14 protein-coding genes are annotated in these 15,059 nt (G+C 73.2%); 7 read left to right on the forward strand and 7 right to left on the reverse strand.

The window, feature by feature from the left end; translation table 11 throughout:
* Positions 1-5: 5 nt before the first annotated feature.
* Together ACFFR3_RS06345 and cseB are read right to left on the reverse strand one after the other, a co-directional pair.
* Positions 6-1,268: a sensor histidine kinase gene (locus ACFFR3_RS06345; RefSeq protein ID WP_379482745.1), complete on the reverse strand. Its 1,263-nt coding sequence runs from the start codon at positions 1,266-1,268 to the stop codon at positions 6-8.
* Positions 1,265-1,951 carry a two-component system response regulator CseB gene (cseB, locus tag ACFFR3_RS06350; RefSeq protein ID WP_345385444.1) on the reverse strand — a complete coding sequence of 229 codons (687 nt, stop codon included), beginning with the start codon at positions 1,949-1,951 and terminating at the stop codon, positions 1,265-1,267. Before cseB ends, ACFFR3_RS06345 begins: the two co-directional genes overlap by 4 nt.
* Positions 1,952-2,117: 166 nt before the next feature.
* Between cseB and ACFFR3_RS06355 the strand changes: the two genes are divergently transcribed.
* Complete coding sequence (locus ACFFR3_RS06355) at positions 2,118-2,633, forward strand: hypothetical protein (protein ID WP_364379696.1); 516 nt, start codon at positions 2,118-2,120, stop codon at positions 2,631-2,633.
* 4 nt (positions 2,634-2,637) lie between these two features.
* Here ACFFR3_RS06355 and ACFFR3_RS06360 read toward each other — a convergent pair whose 3' ends face one another.
* A complete protein-coding gene (locus tag ACFFR3_RS06360) occupies positions 2,638-3,021 on the reverse strand; it encodes a VOC family protein (RefSeq protein WP_345385446.1) in 384 nt (127 codons plus the stop codon).
* A 198-nt stretch (positions 3,022-3,219) separates the two neighbouring features.
* On the opposite strand from ACFFR3_RS06360, the gene ACFFR3_RS06365 reads away from it, so the two are divergent.
* Positions 3,220-3,645, forward strand: a complete 426-nt coding sequence (locus ACFFR3_RS06365; RefSeq protein ID WP_379482746.1) for a VOC family protein — start codon at positions 3,220-3,222, stop codon at positions 3,643-3,645.
* A 61-nt stretch (positions 3,646-3,706) separates the two neighbouring features.
* Positions 3,707-4,741: an aldo/keto reductase gene (locus ACFFR3_RS06370; protein ID WP_379482747.1), complete on the forward strand. Its 1,035-nt coding sequence runs from the start codon at positions 3,707-3,709 to the stop codon at positions 4,739-4,741.
* 100 nt (positions 4,742-4,841) lie between these two features.
* Here ACFFR3_RS06370 and ACFFR3_RS06375 read toward each other — a convergent pair whose 3' ends face one another.
* The gene (locus tag ACFFR3_RS06375; protein ID WP_364379686.1) at positions 4,842-5,846 is read right to left on the reverse strand and encodes an aldo/keto reductase; all 1,005 of its coding nucleotides are present in this window, start codon (positions 5,844-5,846) and stop codon (positions 4,842-4,844) included.
* 149 nt (positions 5,847-5,995) lie between these two features.
* Here ACFFR3_RS06375 and ACFFR3_RS06380 point away from each other — a divergent pair, with 149 nt between their 5' ends.
* A complete protein-coding gene (locus ACFFR3_RS06380) occupies positions 5,996-7,660 on the forward strand; it encodes an acetolactate synthase large subunit (RefSeq protein ID WP_379482748.1) in 1,665 nt (554 codons plus the stop codon).
* 10 nt (positions 7,661-7,670) lie between these two features.
* On the forward strand, positions 7,671-8,642 hold the full coding sequence (locus ACFFR3_RS06385; RefSeq protein WP_355423653.1) for a tyrosine-type recombinase/integrase: 972 nt from the start codon (positions 7,671-7,673) through the stop codon (positions 8,640-8,642).
* A gap of 85 nt (positions 8,643-8,727) precedes the next feature.
* On the opposite strand, the gene ACFFR3_RS06390 is transcribed toward ACFFR3_RS06385, so the two are convergent.
* Positions 8,728-9,123 carry a RidA family protein gene (locus ACFFR3_RS06390; protein ID WP_345385458.1) on the reverse strand — a complete coding sequence of 132 codons (396 nt, stop codon included), beginning with the start codon at positions 9,121-9,123 and terminating at the stop codon, positions 8,728-8,730.
* Between the two features lie 126 nt (positions 9,124-9,249).
* On the opposite strand from ACFFR3_RS06390, the gene ACFFR3_RS06395 reads away from it, so the two are divergent.
* Positions 9,250-10,224 carry a helix-turn-helix transcriptional regulator gene (locus ACFFR3_RS06395; protein WP_345385460.1) on the forward strand — a complete coding sequence of 325 codons (975 nt, stop codon included), beginning with the start codon at positions 9,250-9,252 and terminating at the stop codon, positions 10,222-10,224.
* A gap of 114 nt (positions 10,225-10,338) precedes the next feature.
* Here ACFFR3_RS06395 and ACFFR3_RS06400 read toward each other — a convergent pair whose 3' ends face one another.
* Positions 10,339-11,961: a SulP family inorganic anion transporter gene (locus tag ACFFR3_RS06400; RefSeq protein ID WP_379482749.1), complete on the reverse strand. Its 1,623-nt coding sequence runs from the start codon at positions 11,959-11,961 to the stop codon at positions 10,339-10,341.
* Positions 11,962-12,368: 407 nt separating this feature from the next.
* Positions 12,369-12,971, reverse strand: a complete 603-nt coding sequence (locus ACFFR3_RS06405) for a TetR/AcrR family transcriptional regulator (RefSeq protein ID WP_345385466.1) — start codon at positions 12,969-12,971, stop codon at positions 12,369-12,371.
* Between the two features lie 69 nt (positions 12,972-13,040).
* Here ACFFR3_RS06405 and ACFFR3_RS06410 point away from each other — a divergent pair, with 69 nt between their 5' ends.
* Complete coding sequence (locus ACFFR3_RS06410; protein ID WP_379482750.1) at positions 13,041-15,017, forward strand: HelD family protein; 1,977 nt, start codon at positions 13,041-13,043, stop codon at positions 15,015-15,017.
* Positions 15,018-15,059 lie beyond the last annotated feature (42 nt).

Genomic DNA, 15,059 nt, shown 5'->3' on the forward strand with positions numbered 1-15,059 from the left:
AGGCGTCAGCCTTCGGGCGGGTGGTGTTCCTCGGACGCAGGCAGGCGCAGGGTGGCGACGGCGCCGCCGTCGGCGGCGTTGGTCAGGGTCAGCTCGGCGCCGATCACGCGGGCCTGGCCGGCGGCGATCGTGAGCCCGAGCCCGTGGCCGTGCCCGCGTTCCGCGGCGCCCGTACGAAAGCGGCGCGGCCCCTCGGCCAGGAGTTCGGGCGGGAACCCCGGCCCCCGGTCGCGGACCTCGATGACGTGGTCCCCCGCGACGATCTCGACCGGCGGGGCGCCGTGGCGGTGGGCGTTGAGCGCGAGGTTGGCGAGGATGCGGTCGAGCCGGCGCGGGTCGGTCCTCGCCTCGGGCCGCCCCTCAGCCAGCACCCGCGCCTCCACGCCCACCCGGGCGGCCGACTCGGCGGCCAGCTCGGCCAGCGGCACGCGGACGCGGTCGGCGACCTCCGCGCCGGTGTCCAGGCGGGAGACCTCCAGCAGGTCCTCCACCAGCGAGCGCAGCACCTGGACGCGGTCGCGTACCAGATCGGCCGCCTGGCCCTCCTCCAGCAGCCCGGCGGCGGCGACCAGCCCCATCAGCGGGGTGCGCAGGTCGTGGGCGACGTCGGCGGTGAAGCGCTGCTCGGCCTGGAGCCGGTGCTGGAGCGCGGCCGCCATGGAGTCCACGGCGGCCGAGATGTCGGCGATCTCGTCCCGGCCGGACCGGCGCGGCGGGCCGGCGGTGATGCGGGCGTCCAGGTCGCCGTCGGCGATGCGCCGTGCGGTACGCGCGACGCGCCGCAGCCGCCGGTTGGCCAGCTCGGCGAGGCCCACCGAGACCGGCACCACCCCGGTCAGGGCGAGCAGCGCGGCCTTGATCATGTCGCGGTCGAGCGCGTGCAGGCTGAGCAGGTCGGAGCCCATCGAGATCTGCGCCAGCACGGCGTTCTCGCCGTCGCCGTACGGCTGGACGGCCCACATCCAGGGCTCGTCGCGATGGTCGGTGCCGTACCAGGTGACGCGCCGGCCGGGCCGCACCTGGGCGGCGAGTTCGCGGGGCAGCCCGGCGACGCTCACCAGGTTCGCCGCCGGGTCGGCCAGCGCCTGGTCGAGCGCGATCTCGGCCTCGCCGCGTCCCGTCGCCAGGGAGCGGTCCCAGGTGGCCTGGTGCACCAGCAGCCCGACCACGAGGGCGACGACGGCGCAGGCGAGCGTGACGAGGGCGGCGATCTTCCAGCGCAGCGAGGCGGGGTTGGCGATCCGCCAGGTCAGCGCGGCCCGGTTCACGTGGCGCTCAGCTTGTAGCCGAACCCGCGTACGGTCTCGATGCGGTCCGTGCCGATCTTCCTGCGCAGCCGCTGGACGCACAGGTCGACCACGCGGCTGTCGCCGTCCCAGCCGTAGTCCCAGACCGTGCGCAGCAGGGTGGCCCGTTCCAGCACGATCCCCGGATGCGCGGCGAACTCCAGCAGCAGCCGCAGCTCGGTCGGCGTCAGCTCGACCCGCTCGCCGGCGCGCCTGACCTCCAGCGCGGCGGTGTCGACGGTCAGGTCACCGAAGCTGAGCGGGGCAGGCCGCCCACCGGCGGGCTCGGGCTCCGGCCGGGCGGCCGCGGCCCGGCGCAGCAGCGAGCGGATCCTGGCCACCAGCACCGGCAGGTCGATCGGCTTGACCACGTAGTCGTCGGCGCCGCCCTCCAGCCCGGCCACGATGTCGAGGCCGTCGCCGCGGGCCGACAGCATGAGGATCGGCACCTGGCTGGACTCCCTGACCCTGCGGCACAGGCTGATGCCGTCGAGCCCGGGCAGCATGACGTCCAGCAGCAGCAGGTCGTGGCCGCCCGCCAGGGCCGCCTCCAGGCCGCTCAGCCCGTCGGCGGCGGTGCTCACGCGGTAGCCGTAGCGCTCAAGGGCCAGGCCGACCGACTCGCGGATGACGGCGTCGTCCTCGACGAGCAGCAGGGATGTCATGAAAAAGCACGATATCCAGCGAAGTGCACTGTTCTCAGCATCGGCTGCCGCTCGGCCCCGTATCGGCGGTGTATCGGCCGTGTATCAGCGGCCTCCCCCGCCCGGGCGGCCATGCTCCCCCGGCAGGGGGAGGCGCCACCCGCTCCGCGCCCAGGAGCCTGTCCTCATGACCATGACCTCCACGGCGATCCGCCCGGTGCCGCACTGGGCGGCACGGGCCGCGCACGCGATCGCCCTCGTCACCTTGCCGTCAGGACTGTGGCGGGTCGCCCTGGTGACAGGGCTGCCCATCGGGTACGTCGCCGGCCGGCCCCCCATCCCCGCCGGCGAGTCCGCGTACATCATCGGCCTCAGCGTCGTCAGCGAGCTGGCCGCCCTGCTGACGATCGGGCTGGTGAAGCCCTGGGGCGACGTGCCGCCCCGGTGGGTGCCGCTGGTGGGCGGCCGGCGCATGCGCCCGCGCGCCGTGCTCGCCGCCGCCTACACCGGGGCCACGCTGATCACGCTCTTCTGCGGGTACGCGGCACTGGCCGCGATCCTGGGGCTCGGCTCGGGTTTCCCGTTCCTGTCGGCCACCGGGCACGCGATCCTGATCGTCTGTTACCTGCCGCTGCTGGCGTGGGGGCCGCTGACGTACGCGGTGGCCTTCTCCTACCAGCGCCGTCACCGGCCCGTCCGCTGAGCCGTCAGAGCGGGTCGAGGCGGCGCCTGAGCAGGCAGAAGACGTTGCCCTCCGGGTCGGCGAGCACGTGCCACGGCTCCTCGCCGCTCTGGCCCACGTCGGCGCGGCGGGCGCCGAGCTTCAGCAGGCGTTCGAGCTCGGCGTCCTGATCGCGGTCGGTGGCGTTGACGTCGATGTGCAGCCGGTACGTGTGCGCCGGCGACAGGTCCTCCTGAGGGCTGAGGATGATCGTCGGCTGCGCCCCGCCGAACCCCTCACGCGGCCCGATCTCGATGGCGCCGTCGTCCTCCCGGTCGAGCACCACGAAGTCCAGCACCTCGCACCAGAACCGCGCCAGCAGTTCGGGATCGCGGCACGCGAGCACCAGTTCGCTGATCCGTGACGCCACGCGACAACACCCCACCTTCGGTCAGAGACCCCCGAACAGTCCGTTTCCTGGCCTTCGGGCGTCAAAACGGTCCGGGGATCGTAGCGGAGCGGCCCGCGCGGACGCGACCGGAATTGCGGCGGAAGTAGCGGCCAGACCCTGTCCGCTACCCCTGGAACGGTGGTCACACCAGCAGGAACGAGCGACGAAGGAACGTCCATGTCCATCGATGTTGTGACCCACCTGAACTTCCGGGGCGACGCCCGCGCGGCGCTCACCTTCTACCAGTCGGTGTTCGGCGGCGACCTGGCCGTGATCACCTATAAGGACGCCGGGAACGTGACGGAGGAGGCCGAGGCCGACCAGGTGATGTGGGGGCAGGTGAGCGCGGGCAACGGGTTCCGCGTGATGGCCTACGACGTGCCGGGGCACCTGCCGTACGAGCCGGGCGAGAAGCCGTTCTTCGTCTCGGTCAGGGGCGGGGACGTCGAGGAGATCAGCGGCTTCTGGGAGAAGCTCGCCGACGGCGCCACCGTCGTGCAGCCGCTGGGGCCCGCCCAGTGGGCGACGGTCTACGGGATGGTGAAGGACCGCTTCGGCGTCACGTGGGTGCTGGACGTCCTCCCCCCTTACATCCCCTCCTGACCACGGCTTCCAGGGCCGGCGGGCGTCCCCCCGCCGCCCTTCTTCACAAAGGACACAAGTGATGAGAACGCGACCCCTGGGCCGTACCGGCATCCAGGTCTCGCCGTACGCGCTGGGCACGATGATGTTCGGGCAGACGGGCAACCCCGATCACGACGCGTGCGTCCGCATGATCCACCGGGCGCTGGACGCGGGCGTGAACGTCATCGACACCGCCGACGTGTACGGGCCCGGCGGCGAGTCCGAGGAGATCGTCGGCAAGGCGCTGCAGGGCAGGCGGGCCGGCGTCGTGCTGGCCACGAAGGTCAACGGCGTCATGGGCGAGGGGCCCAACCGGGGCGGGAGCTCGCGGCGGTGGATCGTGGCCGAGGTCGAGGAGTCGCTGCGGCGGCTGCGTACCGACCACATCGACCTCTACCAGATCCACCACCCCGACCCTGACACCGACATCGAGGAGACGCTGTCCGCTCTGACGGATCTGGTGCGGGCCGGGAAGGTGCGGGCGATCGGCCTGTCCAACACGCCCGCGTCGGAGATCGTCGAGGCGCAGTGGACGGCGGAGCGGCGCGGGCTGCACCGGCCGCGTACGGAGCAGGCCACGTACTCCATCCTCAACCGCGGCATCGAGCGCGAGGTGCTGCCCGCGTGCCGCCGCCACGGGATGGGGGCGCTGGTGTGGAGCCCGCTCGCGATGGGGCTGCTCACCGGCCGCTACCGCAAGGGCGGTTCCGGCCCTTCGGGGGCGCGGCTGCGCTGGGTGCCCCGGCACATGACCGACGAGCGCAAGCTCGACGCCGTCGAGCGGCTCATCCCGCTCGCCGAGGAGGCCGGGCTGCCGCTGACGCATCTGGCGATGGCGTTCGCGATCGCCCACCCCGGGGTCAGCTCGGCGATCATCGGCCCCCGGACCATGGAGCAGCTCGACGACCTCCTGGCCGGCGCCTCGGTCACTCTGGGCGACGACCTGCTGGACCGCATCGACGAGATCGTCCCCCCGGGCACCGACCTCGGCCCCATCGACGTCGCCCATCCCCCACCCGCACTCACCGACGCCACCCTCCGCCGCCGCCCCGAAGCCGACCGCCCAGCCGCCTGAGGCACGTGAAAGGAGGGGAGCGCCCGGAACTCCCGCCCTGAGCCGGCGCGTCTTGGATTCGCTCGCCGCTGAACCCGCCCGCGGTCCCCGGAGGGGCGGGTCAGTTCGGGTTGGGGCGTTCGCTGTCCAGGGCGGCCATGAGGGCTGTGGGGTAGCGGTCGCCCTTGGCGGCGTTGCGGGGGACGAGGTCCTCGATCAGGGCGAGTTCCTGGGCGGTGAACGTCACCGCGTCGGCGGCGATCATGGTGGTGACCTGGTCCGGGGTGCGGGAGCCGACGATGGGGACGATGTCGTCGCCCTGCGCGGCGACCCAGGCGATGGCGAGCTGCGCGACGGAGACGCCCTTGGCGGCGGCCAGGTCCTGGAGGCGGCCGGCGAGAGCGGCGTTGTGGTCGAGGTTGGCGCCCTGGAAGCGGGGCGAGCCGGCCCGGAGGCCCGCGACGGTGCCGCTGCCGCCGATCAGGCCGCGCGACAGCACGCCGTACGCGGTGACGCCGATGCCGAGCTCGCGGCAGACGGCCAGGATCTCGTCCTCGACGCCCCGGCTGAACAGCGAGTACTCGATCTGGACGTCGCAGATCGGCGCGACGGCGGCGGCCCTGCGGATGGTCCCGGCGCCGACCTCGCTGAGCCCGATGTGCCGCACGTATCCCTTCTGGACCAGCTCGGCGATCGCCCCCACCGTCTCCTCGATCGGGACGGACGGGTCGAGCCGGGCGGGACGGTACACGTCCACGTGATCGGTGCCGAGCCGCTGCAACGAGTAGGCCAGGAAGTTGCCCACGGCGGCAGGACGCCCGTCGATGCCGCTCATCTGCCCGGACGGGTCGCGCATACCGCCGAACTTGACCGACAGCACGACGTCGTCGCGGTCCCGCTCTCCGAGCGCCCGCCGGATGAGCAGCTCGTTGTGTCCGGAGCCGTAGAAGTCGCCGGTGTCGAGCAGCGTGCCGCCGGCGTCCAGGTACGCGTGCACGACCCGGACGCCTTGGCGGTCGTCCACAGGACCGTAAGAGCCGGACAACCCCATGCAGCCGAGCCCCGGCGAGGTGACAGTAGGACCGGTACGGCCGAGCCGGCGCGTACCGAGGTGAGTCGTCGTCATGCCTCCACTGTCCTCCCGGGCGAGAAGCGCGTTCCAGGCACTGTCAATGCCATGACGGCCGGTCACAGGCCCGGCCGGAGGGGGCGGAATGAACCGGCGGCGAGGCGTGCTGTGACGGGTGCAGCCACAGAGGAAAGAAGGCGTTTCGCATGTCAGCGCAGGCCACGCAACGGACGGCGGCCCAGCTCATCGTGCAGGCTCTGGAGGCCGAGGGCGTCGAATACGTCTTCGGCATCCCGGGCGAGGAGAACATCCATTTCGTCGACGCGCTCAACGACTCCTCCATCCGTTACGTCCTCGTCCGCCACGAGCAGGGCGCGGCGTTCATGGCGGAGATCTACGGCAGGCTGACCGGCAAGGCCGGCGTCGCGTCGGCCACGCTCGGCCCCGGCGCGATCAACCTGCAGCTCGGCGTGGCCGACGCCACGACCAACAGCACGCCGGTGGTGGCGATCACGGCGCAGGTGGGACTCGACCGCATCTACAAGGAGTCGCACCAGGTGGTGGACCTGGTCTCGCTGTTCAGGCCGATCACGAAGTGGTCGGAGCTGGCGCCGTCGCCGCAGGCGCTGCCCGAGCTGATCCGCAAGGCGTTCAAGACCGCGCAGACCGAGCGGCCGGGCGCCGTCTACCTGGCCATCCCCGAGGACGTCGAGTCGGCGCCGCTGCCCGAGGGGCTCGCGCCGCTGCCGCTCAACGTCGTACGCCCCCAGGACCCCTCACCTTCGCAGGTCGCCCGCGCCGCCGAGATCCTCGCCACCGCGCGCCGCCCGATCGTGCTGGCCGGCCACGGCGCCACCAGGGCGGGCGCGTCCGACGCGCTGGTGCGGTTCTCGGAGAAGCTGGGGCTGCCGGTGGCGACCACGTTCAACGGCAAGGGCGTCTTCCCCGACGACCACCGGCACGCGCTCGGCGCGGTCGGCTTCATGCGCCACGACTACGTGAACTTCGGCTTCGACGAGGCCGACGTGCTCATCACGGTCGGCTACGAGCTGCAGGAGTTCGACCCGGTCAAGATCAACCCGGCCCGCGACAAGAAGATCATCCACGTGCACCGCTTCCCCGCCGAGGTGGACGACCACTACCCGGTGGCGGTCGGCGTGCACGGCGACATCTCCCGCTCGCTGCACGCGCTCGGCGACGCCGTCCACCGCCGCTTCACCATGAACGGCACCGGCGAGAAGATCCGCCGCATGCTGCGCGAGGAGCTGGAGGAGGGGCGCGAGGAGGACGGGTTCCCGCTGTCGCCCCGCCGTGTGGTGAGCGACATCCGCGCGGCCATGGGCCGCGAGGACATCGTGCTGGCCGACACGGGCGCGGTGAAGATGTGGATGGCGCGCATGTACCCGACGTACGAGCCGAACACGATGCTGGTCTCCAACGGGCTGTCGTCGATGGGGTTCTCGGTCCCCGGCGCGCTGGCCGCCAAGCTGGCCCACCCGCGGCGCAAGGTGCTGGCGGCGACCGGCGACGGGGCGTTCCTGATGAACTCGCAGGAGCTGGAGACCGCCGTGCGCGAGCGCATCCCGTTCGTGGTGCTGGTGTGGGAGGACGGCGCGTACGGGCTGATCGAGTGGAAGATGGACCTCGAGCTGGGCCGCGACTCCCATGTGGCCTTCGGCAACCCCGACTTCGTCAAGTACGCCGAGAGCTTCGGCGCCCGCGGCTACCGGATCTCCAGTGCGGGCGAGCTGCTGCCGACGCTGCGCAAGGCGCTGGCCGACGACGTGGTGTCGGTGATCGCGGTGCCCGTCGACTACTCGGCGAACCTCGGGCTGACCGACAAGCTGGGCGAGCTGACCGGACCCTTCTAAGATCGTCCGGGTGAGCCTGCCCGCCGTATCCGCCGCGGGGGCGCCGCCGGTCGAGCCGGCGCGCGACCCGTACCACGTCTATCTCGACTCCCTGACCAGCCCCGAGTCGCGCCGCACGATGCGCGGCTGCCTCGACCGGCTGGCCCGCATGCTGACCGGCGACGAGCACGCCACGGGCGCGGGCCAGCCGTGGCATCTGCTGCGCTACGAGCACACCGTGCGCATCCGGACGATGCTCACCGATCAGGGCTGGTCGGCGGCTTACGTCAACAAGCACCTGGTGGCGCTGCGCCGGGTGCTGAAGGAGGCGTGGCGGCTCGGGCAGACCAGCGCCGAGGACCTGGCGCGCGCCTCCGACCTGGCTCCGGTGCGGCAGAGCCGGCTGCCCGCCGGGCACCACGTGCCGCCCGAGGTGGTGGGGGCGGCGCTGGCGGCGTGCGACGACTCCCCGGCCGGCAAGCGCGACGCGGCGCTGATCGCGGTGCTCTACTCGACCGGGTGCCGCCGCGCCGAGCTGGGCGGGCTGTCGCTGGCCGACTACGACCCGGGCGCGCGCTCGCTGCGGGTGCGCGGCAAGCGCGACAAGGAGCGCCTGGTCTACCTGACCGCCGACGCGATCGGGCTGGTGGAGCGGTGGCTGGCGGTGCGCGGCACCGCGCCGGGGGCGCTGTTCAGCCCGATCAGCACCGCCGGGCGGCTGCGGATGCGCGACGGGCGGCCGGTGGGGCTGACCGGGCAGGGCATCTCCGACATCCTGACCCGCCGGTTCGGGGCGGCCGGCGCGGCTCGCCGCACGCCGCACGACTTCCGCCGCACGTTCATCGGCGAGCTGCTGGACGCCGGCGTCGACCTCGCCACCGCCCAGGCCCTGGTCGGCCACGCCAGCCCCGCCACCACGGCCCGCTACGACCGCCGCCCGGAGCGCACCCGCCGCGAAGCCGTCGACCGCCTCAACCTCCCCAAACCCCGCCCCCTGGCCTGAACCACGCTTTCCCCCTGAACGGGTCAGGTGGCTCGGGGGCGGTCGAAAGCGCGCGCCCGCCGGGGGCTGGGCGGGCGCGGGAGGGTCAGGAGACGGCGGTGGCCTCCAGTTCGACCAGCAGGCCAGGGAGGGCCAGGCGGGTGACGCCGAGCATCGTGGTGGCCGGTGCCACGCCCGCCGCGCCGAGGCGGCCCGCCAGGACGCCGTAGTGCTCGAAGAGGCGGTCGACGTCGGTGGTGTAGACGTTCAGCCGGACGACGTCCGCCAGCGACATGCCGGCCTCGGCGAGCACCGCCTCCAGGTTGTCGAGGCTGAGCGCGAGCTGTGCGTCCATGTCATCGGCGTGCTGCGGCTTGCCGTCGGCGTCCATCGCGGTCTGCCCGGAGCAGTACAGCGTCCTGGTCTCCCCCGAGACGATCTCGCCCTGGTTGTAGCCCAGGTTCAGCGACCACGGCCACGGGTTGACCGCCGTGCGTTCCATCGTGGAGTCAGCTCCTTCTACAAGATCGGCCGACGCGGGTGAGCGCCGGCGCGGTTGTTCGCGTCAGTGATCAGCTTTCCGGCAAATCACGACATCTTGTGTCGTGTATCTCTGTAGGGTTTCGGCGTGCGTGCCGACCGCTTGGTCTCCCTGGTGTTGCTGCTGCGGCAGCACGGCCGGATGTCCGCCGCCGCGCTGGCCCGCGAGCTGGAGGTGTCCACGCGTACGGTGCTGCGGGACATCGAGGCGCTGTCCGCCGCCGGCGTCCCCGTCTATGCCGAACGCGGCCGGCACGGCGGCTTCGCGCTGCTGCCCGGCTTCCGTACCGAGCTGACCGGCCTGAATCATGACGAGGCCCTGGCCCTGCTGGTCGCCGGGTCGCGGCGCGGCGCACAGGCGTTCGGGCTGGGCTCGGCGCTCGCCTCGGCGATGCTCAAGGTGGTGGACGCGCTGCCCGACAGCTACCGCGACACCGCGGCGGGCGCGGCGGAACGCCTGCTCATCGAGCCGGAGACCGACCTGCTCGCGCGCCGTCAGCCCTCCGACGAGGTGCCTGACGCGGTGGTGGCGACGGTGCTGCGGGCGGTGTTCGGCGGGCGACGGCTGCGCCTGCGCTACGCGCCGCCCGACCGGGAGCCGTCGTGGCGCACGGTGGACCCGATCGGGCTGGTCACCGTGCGCGGGCGAGGCTACCTGCTGGCGACCCGGTCGGGCGAGGACCGTACGTACCGGCTGTCGCGGGTGCTGGCCGTCGAGGAGCTGGCCGAGCCCGCCCAGCGGCCCGACCGGGTGGACCTGGACCGGGCGTGGCAGGAGCGCAGCACCCGGTTCCGGCATGGCGACGACCAGGTCGGCGTGGTCGTACGGGTGCATCCCGAGCGGCGCGAGGAGCTGGTGGGCACCGCCCTGTCCGTACGCAGCGAGGAGACCGGCGAGGACGGGTGGCTGCGGCTGGAGGTGTCCTTCCAGGACCGCAGGCACGCCGTCTGGGCGCTGTGGCAGCTCGCGGCCGGGGCGGAGGCCCTGGAGCCGCAATGGCTGCGGGACCTCCTCCACGCCCGCGCCACCGCCATCGCCACCCGCTACCAGCCCCGCGCCTGACCCATCCCGCACGGACCCGCCGTCCTGGACGGCCGAAGCCCGACTGGGCCAGGCCGCCTGGACACCCGCTGGCCGCACCGGCTGAACATCGCCCGGCGCGGGCCGCGCAGGGAGTCAGCCGGCCAGGCGGGGGACGATGCCGGTGGTGTGGAGGCGTTCGCGGGCGGCTGCGATGGCCACGTCGGTGGTGGCGAACACGCGGCTCGCCTGGTGCAGCCGGCCGATCACGCCGAGCGCCTCGAGCGGCCGGTGGTGCCCGTCGGGGATGCCGGACACGTACACGGCGATGCCACGCTGCTCCAGCCGGGCGACGGCGTCACCGAGCACGAGCGCGCCGCTGGCGTCGATGGTGGTGACCCGGCTCATGCGCAGCACCACCACCGACACGCCGGTCACCGCCGACACCTCCAGCAGGAAGCGGTGGGCGGCGGCGAAGAACAGCGGCCCCTCCAGGCGGTAGGTGACGATGTGCTCGGCCAGCAGGGCGTGCTCCTCCACGGTGTGCTGCGGCTGCAGGTCGTGGCGGAGCGGCTCCTGGTCGAAGCGGACGTTCCCGGCGATGACCCGCAACGCCAGCGCCCCGGCCACGACCAGCCCGAGGATGACGGCCCACACGGTGTCGAGGGTCAGCGTGGCCACGGCGGTGAGCACGAGCACCACGGCGTCGGCGCGGGTGGAGCGGACCATCGCGCGTACGGCGCCGACCTCGATCATGCGGACGGCCGTGGCGAGCAGCACCCCGGCCAGCGCGGCGAGCGGGATGCGGGCGACCAGGCCGGCGGCGGTGCAGACGAGGGCGCCCAGGATGAGCGCGTGGGCCAGCGCCGCCAGCCGGGACCTCGCGCCCGAGCGCACGTTGACGGCGGTGCGCACGGTGGCGCCGGTGCCCGGCATGCCGCCGAACATCGGGGCGACGAGGTTGGCGACGCCCTGCCCGAACAGCTCGCGGTCGGGGTCGTGGCGGGTGCGCCCGGTCATGCCGTCGGCCACGGTCGCCGACAGCAGCGACTCCAGCGCCGCCAGCGCGGCCACGGCGACGGCGGGCGCGAGCAGGGACGGCAGCGCGGCCAGGTCGAGGAAGCCGAGCGAGGGCGCCGGCAGCCCGGCGGGCAGGGCGCCGATGCGGGCCAGCGGCAGCCCGGCCAGCTCGGCGACGATGGTGACGGCGGCCACGGCGACCAGCGAGAACGGCACCGCGGGCCGCAGCGCGGCCCCGGCCAGCAGGGCGACGGCGACGGCGAGCGTGGTGCCGAGTGCCCACCAGTGCGGTGTGGCGAGGAAGCCGGCGACGGCGTGCCAGGCGATCACGGCCACCTTGTCGCTGTCGTACGCGGGCACGCCGAGCGCGTGCGGGAGCTGCTGCAACGCGATCACGCAGGCCATGCCGACGGTGAACCCCGCGACGACGGGGGCGGGAACCATGGACACGTGGCGACCGGCCCCGGCCAGGGCGAGCCCGAGGAGCAGCAGACCGGCCAGCAGGCCGACGGTGAACACGCCGGTGGCGCCGTGGGCGCTCATGATCGGCATGAGGATGACGGTCATCGCGCCGCTCGCTCCCGACACCTGCACCGCGGACCCGCCGAACAGCGCGGCCAGCGCCCCGGCGACCACGGCCGTGGCCAGCCCCGAGGCGGCGCCCAGCCCGGAGGAGACCCCGAACCCGAGCGCGAGCGGCAGTGCCACGACGGCCACGGTCAGCCCGGCCATCAGGTCGGTACGCGGATGACGCCGCATCTCCGCCAGATCGCCGCGCCGCGGCAACAACGCCCGACCGCGCCGAAACACTGCGGATTCCCCGCAATACGCCAGCATGCGCCCGAACAACCCGCCAGGCCGACGGCGGAACCCCACCCGCACGCGCCCGAACAGCCCGGCGGACAGGCGGCGGGATCGCGCGGTGCGGCCGCCGCCCCCGGGCTCGGCCATCACGTCGAGTTACCGATCGGATCGTTGCTGTGACGGCATTGGCGCGCGAAAGAACCGCTCACGCTCACTCCCTCCGAGTGCCAGACAACCCCGCGAATGTCCCGAATTGCAGAGGTTTGCAATCGGTCAAGAGGTTGTCAGAATATCAACTACACCCCCTCTCACCTGCTTAAACGTCACCCCAATCGGGCATCGCGCGAGTAAGCTCTCGGCGATCACGCGGGCAACAGGGCGAAGGCGCGCTCGGCGGCCCGCACCGCCTCGGCCTCCACCTCGGCCAGCGGCCGGCCGTCGGCCAGCATCGCCCAGTTGCGCCGCGCCAGCACCCGCTGGGTGGACACCAGCAGCCCGGCCAGCAGGGTCGCGGTCAGCTCGTCGGAGGTCTCGGCCAGTGCCTCGGCGAGCAGCTCCTCGTCTCGCGCCATGTGCTGGTGCAGCCGGGCCAGCAGGCCGGGCGCGGTGAAGAAGACCATCCGGTGGTACGCCACCACCTCGGGCTCGTCGTTGAGCCCCGTCACGGGATCACGCCCGGCCAGCCCGTCGAGGAAGTGCCGGCGCAGCGCCCGCACGGGCGACTCCCCCGAGACCCGCTCGCGCACGACGCGCGCGGACTCCCCCAGGTGGTCGGCGATGCGGTGCAGGACCAGGTCCTCCTTGGTCGGGAAGTACTTGAACAGCGTCGGCTTGGACACCCCCGCCGCCGCCGCGACCTCCGTCACGGGCACCTCGTCGAAGCCGCGCTCCAGGAAGAGCGTGATGGCGGCCGAGGAGATGGCCTCGCGCACCCGCTGCCGCTGCAGCTCCCGCAGTCCCGTCATGAAGCCCACCCTAGCAAAAGTGTTAACCTGGTTAATCTCTTAACCGAGTTAACACTTTTGGGAGGTGTGATGGCGACGCTCGACGAGGAGCGCGCGTACGTCGAACGCTGCAAGGACGGCCTGCGCAGGATGCTCAAGGACGCACGGGACAACGTCATCGTGGGCGAGACCGTGGCCGGCGACCGCTACAGCGCAGAGCGGCTGGGACGCCACCTCAAGAGCCTGGCCAAGGAGCTGAGCGAGGCGCCCGAAGGCCCGCCGTTCTTCGGCCGGCTCGACTTCGGCCACGACCCAGGCGAGCATCGGGGACGCGCGTACCACATCGGCCGCCGCCACATCGCGGGTGAGCACGGCGGGACGCCCGTGGTGGTCGACTGGCGCGCGCCGGTCGCGCGGGCCTTCTACCGGGCAAGCGCCCGCGACCCGCAGGGCGTCGCCGTACGCCGCCGCTTCGGCTGGTCCGGCACCACCCTGACGAGCTTCGAGGACGAGCGGCTCGGCCAGGGCGAGCAGGGCGAGAGCAGGATCCTCGCCGCCGAGATCGAACGCCCCCGCGTCGGCCCCATGCGCGACATCGTCGCCACCATCCAGCCGGAGCAGGACGACCTCGTCCGCGCCGGCCTCGACACCTCGCTGTGCGTCCAGGGCGCGCCGGGCACCGGCAAGACCGCCGTCGGCCTGCACCGCGCCGCGTACCTGCTCTACGCCCACCGCCGCAGGCTCGAACGGTCGGGCGTGCTCGTCCTCGGCCCCAACCGCGCCTTCCTCGGCTACATCTCCGCCGTCCTGCCCGCGCTCGGCGAGATGGACGTCGAGCAGACCACACTCGAACGGCTGCTCGCCACCGTCCCCGTCACCGCCGCCGACGCCCCCGCCACGGCCGCCGTCAAGCACGACGTCCGCATGGCCGAGGTGCTGCGCAAAGCGCTCTACGGGCGCATCGGCAAGCCGGTCGAGCCGGTCGCCGTCCCCGACGGCTCCTACCGCTGGCGGGTCTACGAGGACGAGCTGCGCCGCATCGTGGACGACACCCGCCGCGCGTCCCTGCCGTACGCGGTCGGCCGCGAACGCGTGCGCGCCCGCGTCGTCGAGGCCGTCCGCCGGCAGGCCGAGTCGCGCGGCGCCATCCCGAACGCCGCCTGGCTGCGCAAGATCGGCCGCGCCGTCACGACCTGGCTCGACACCGTCTGGCCGGCCGTCAAACCCGTCCAGGTCCTGTACGAGGTCCTGCGCGGCCCCACCGGCGACGCCCCCGATCCCGCCCGCGGCCTGCTCACCGACGCCGAACGCGAAGCGCTCACCTGGGCCAGGCCGCCCCGGAGCGTGAAGACCGCGAAGTGGTCGGCGGCCGACCTCGTGCTGCTCGACGAGGTCGCCGGCCTCATCGACCGGCCGCGCGGCTACGGTCACGTCATCGTGGACGAGGCCCAGGACCTGTCGCCGATGGAGTGCAGGGCCGTCGCCAGGCGCAGCGAGCACGGCTCGCTCACCGTGCTGGGCGACCTGGCCCAGGGCACCACCCCGTGGGCGGCCACCTCGTGGGAGGACCGCCTGGCCCATCTCGGCAAGCCGGACGGCCAGGTCGTCGCGCTGACCACCGGCTTCCGGGTGCCGGCCGCCGTGGTGGACCTCGCCAACAGGCTGCTGGCCGCGCTGGAGGTGCGGGTGCCCGAGACGCGCTCGTACCGGTCGGACGGGCGGCTGCGCGTCACCCCCGTCACCGGCCTGGGCAAGGGGGTGGTCGCGGCGGTGCGCGAGGCCATGACGTTCGAGGGGTCGATCGGGGTCATCGCCGCCGACGCCGACGTCCCCGCACTCACCGCCGCGCTCAGGGACGAGGGCCTCGACGAGGACGAGCGCCTGAGCGTCATGCCCGCCACGCTGTGCAAGGGCCTCGAGTACGACCACGTCGTCGTCGCGGAGCCGGCCGCCATCGCCGAGGCCGAGCGGCGCGGGCTCAACCGCCTGTACGTCGCGCTCACCCGCGCCGTCTCCCGCCTCGACGTCCTGCACGCCCGCCCGCTCCCTCGGCAACTCGCGGCTTGAGACGGGCGGATGCCGGGAACGAACAGACCGTCACCGCCTTGA

This window comes from Nonomuraea salmonea, assembly GCF_042428605.1.
GTDB classification, from domain to species: Bacteria; Actinomycetota; Actinomycetes; order Streptosporangiales; family Streptosporangiaceae; genus Nonomuraea; species Nonomuraea salmonea.

Bases quoted from the DNA above. Each gene is read 5' to 3' on its own strand.
- ACFFR3_RS06390 (WP_345385458.1), bottom strand. From the start codon at position 9,123: ATGGAACGCACGGCGGTCAACCCGTGGCCGTGGTCGCTGAACCTGGGC.
- ACFFR3_RS06380 (WP_379482748.1), top strand. From the start codon at position 5,996: ATGTCAGCGCAGGCCACGCAACGGACGGCGGCCCAGCTCATCGTGCAG.
- ACFFR3_RS06365 (WP_379482746.1), top strand. From the start codon at position 3,220: ATGTCCATCGATGTTGTGACCCACCTGAACTTCCGGGGCGACGCCCGC.
- ACFFR3_RS06375 (WP_364379686.1), bottom strand. From the start codon at position 5,846: ATGACGACGACTCACCTCGGTACGCGCCGGCTCGGCCGTACCGGTCCT.
- ACFFR3_RS06355 (WP_364379696.1), top strand. From the start codon at position 2,118: ATGACCATGACCTCCACGGCGATCCGCCCGGTGCCGCACTGGGCGGCA.
- ACFFR3_RS06410 (WP_379482750.1), top strand. From the start codon at position 13,041: ATGGCGACGCTCGACGAGGAGCGCGCGTACGTCGAACGCTGCAAGGAC.
- ACFFR3_RS06405 (WP_345385466.1), bottom strand. From the start codon at position 12,971: ATGACGGGACTGCGGGAGCTGCAGCGGCAGCGGGTGCGCGAGGCCATC.
- ACFFR3_RS06370 (WP_379482747.1), top strand. From the start codon at position 3,707: ATGAGAACGCGACCCCTGGGCCGTACCGGCATCCAGGTCTCGCCGTAC.
- ACFFR3_RS06400 (WP_379482749.1), bottom strand. From the start codon at position 11,961: ATGCGGCGTCATCCGCGTACCGACCTGATGGCCGGGCTGACCGTGGCC.
- cseB (WP_345385444.1), bottom strand. From the start codon at position 1,951: ATGACATCCCTGCTGCTCGTCGAGGACGACGCCGTCATCCGCGAGTCG.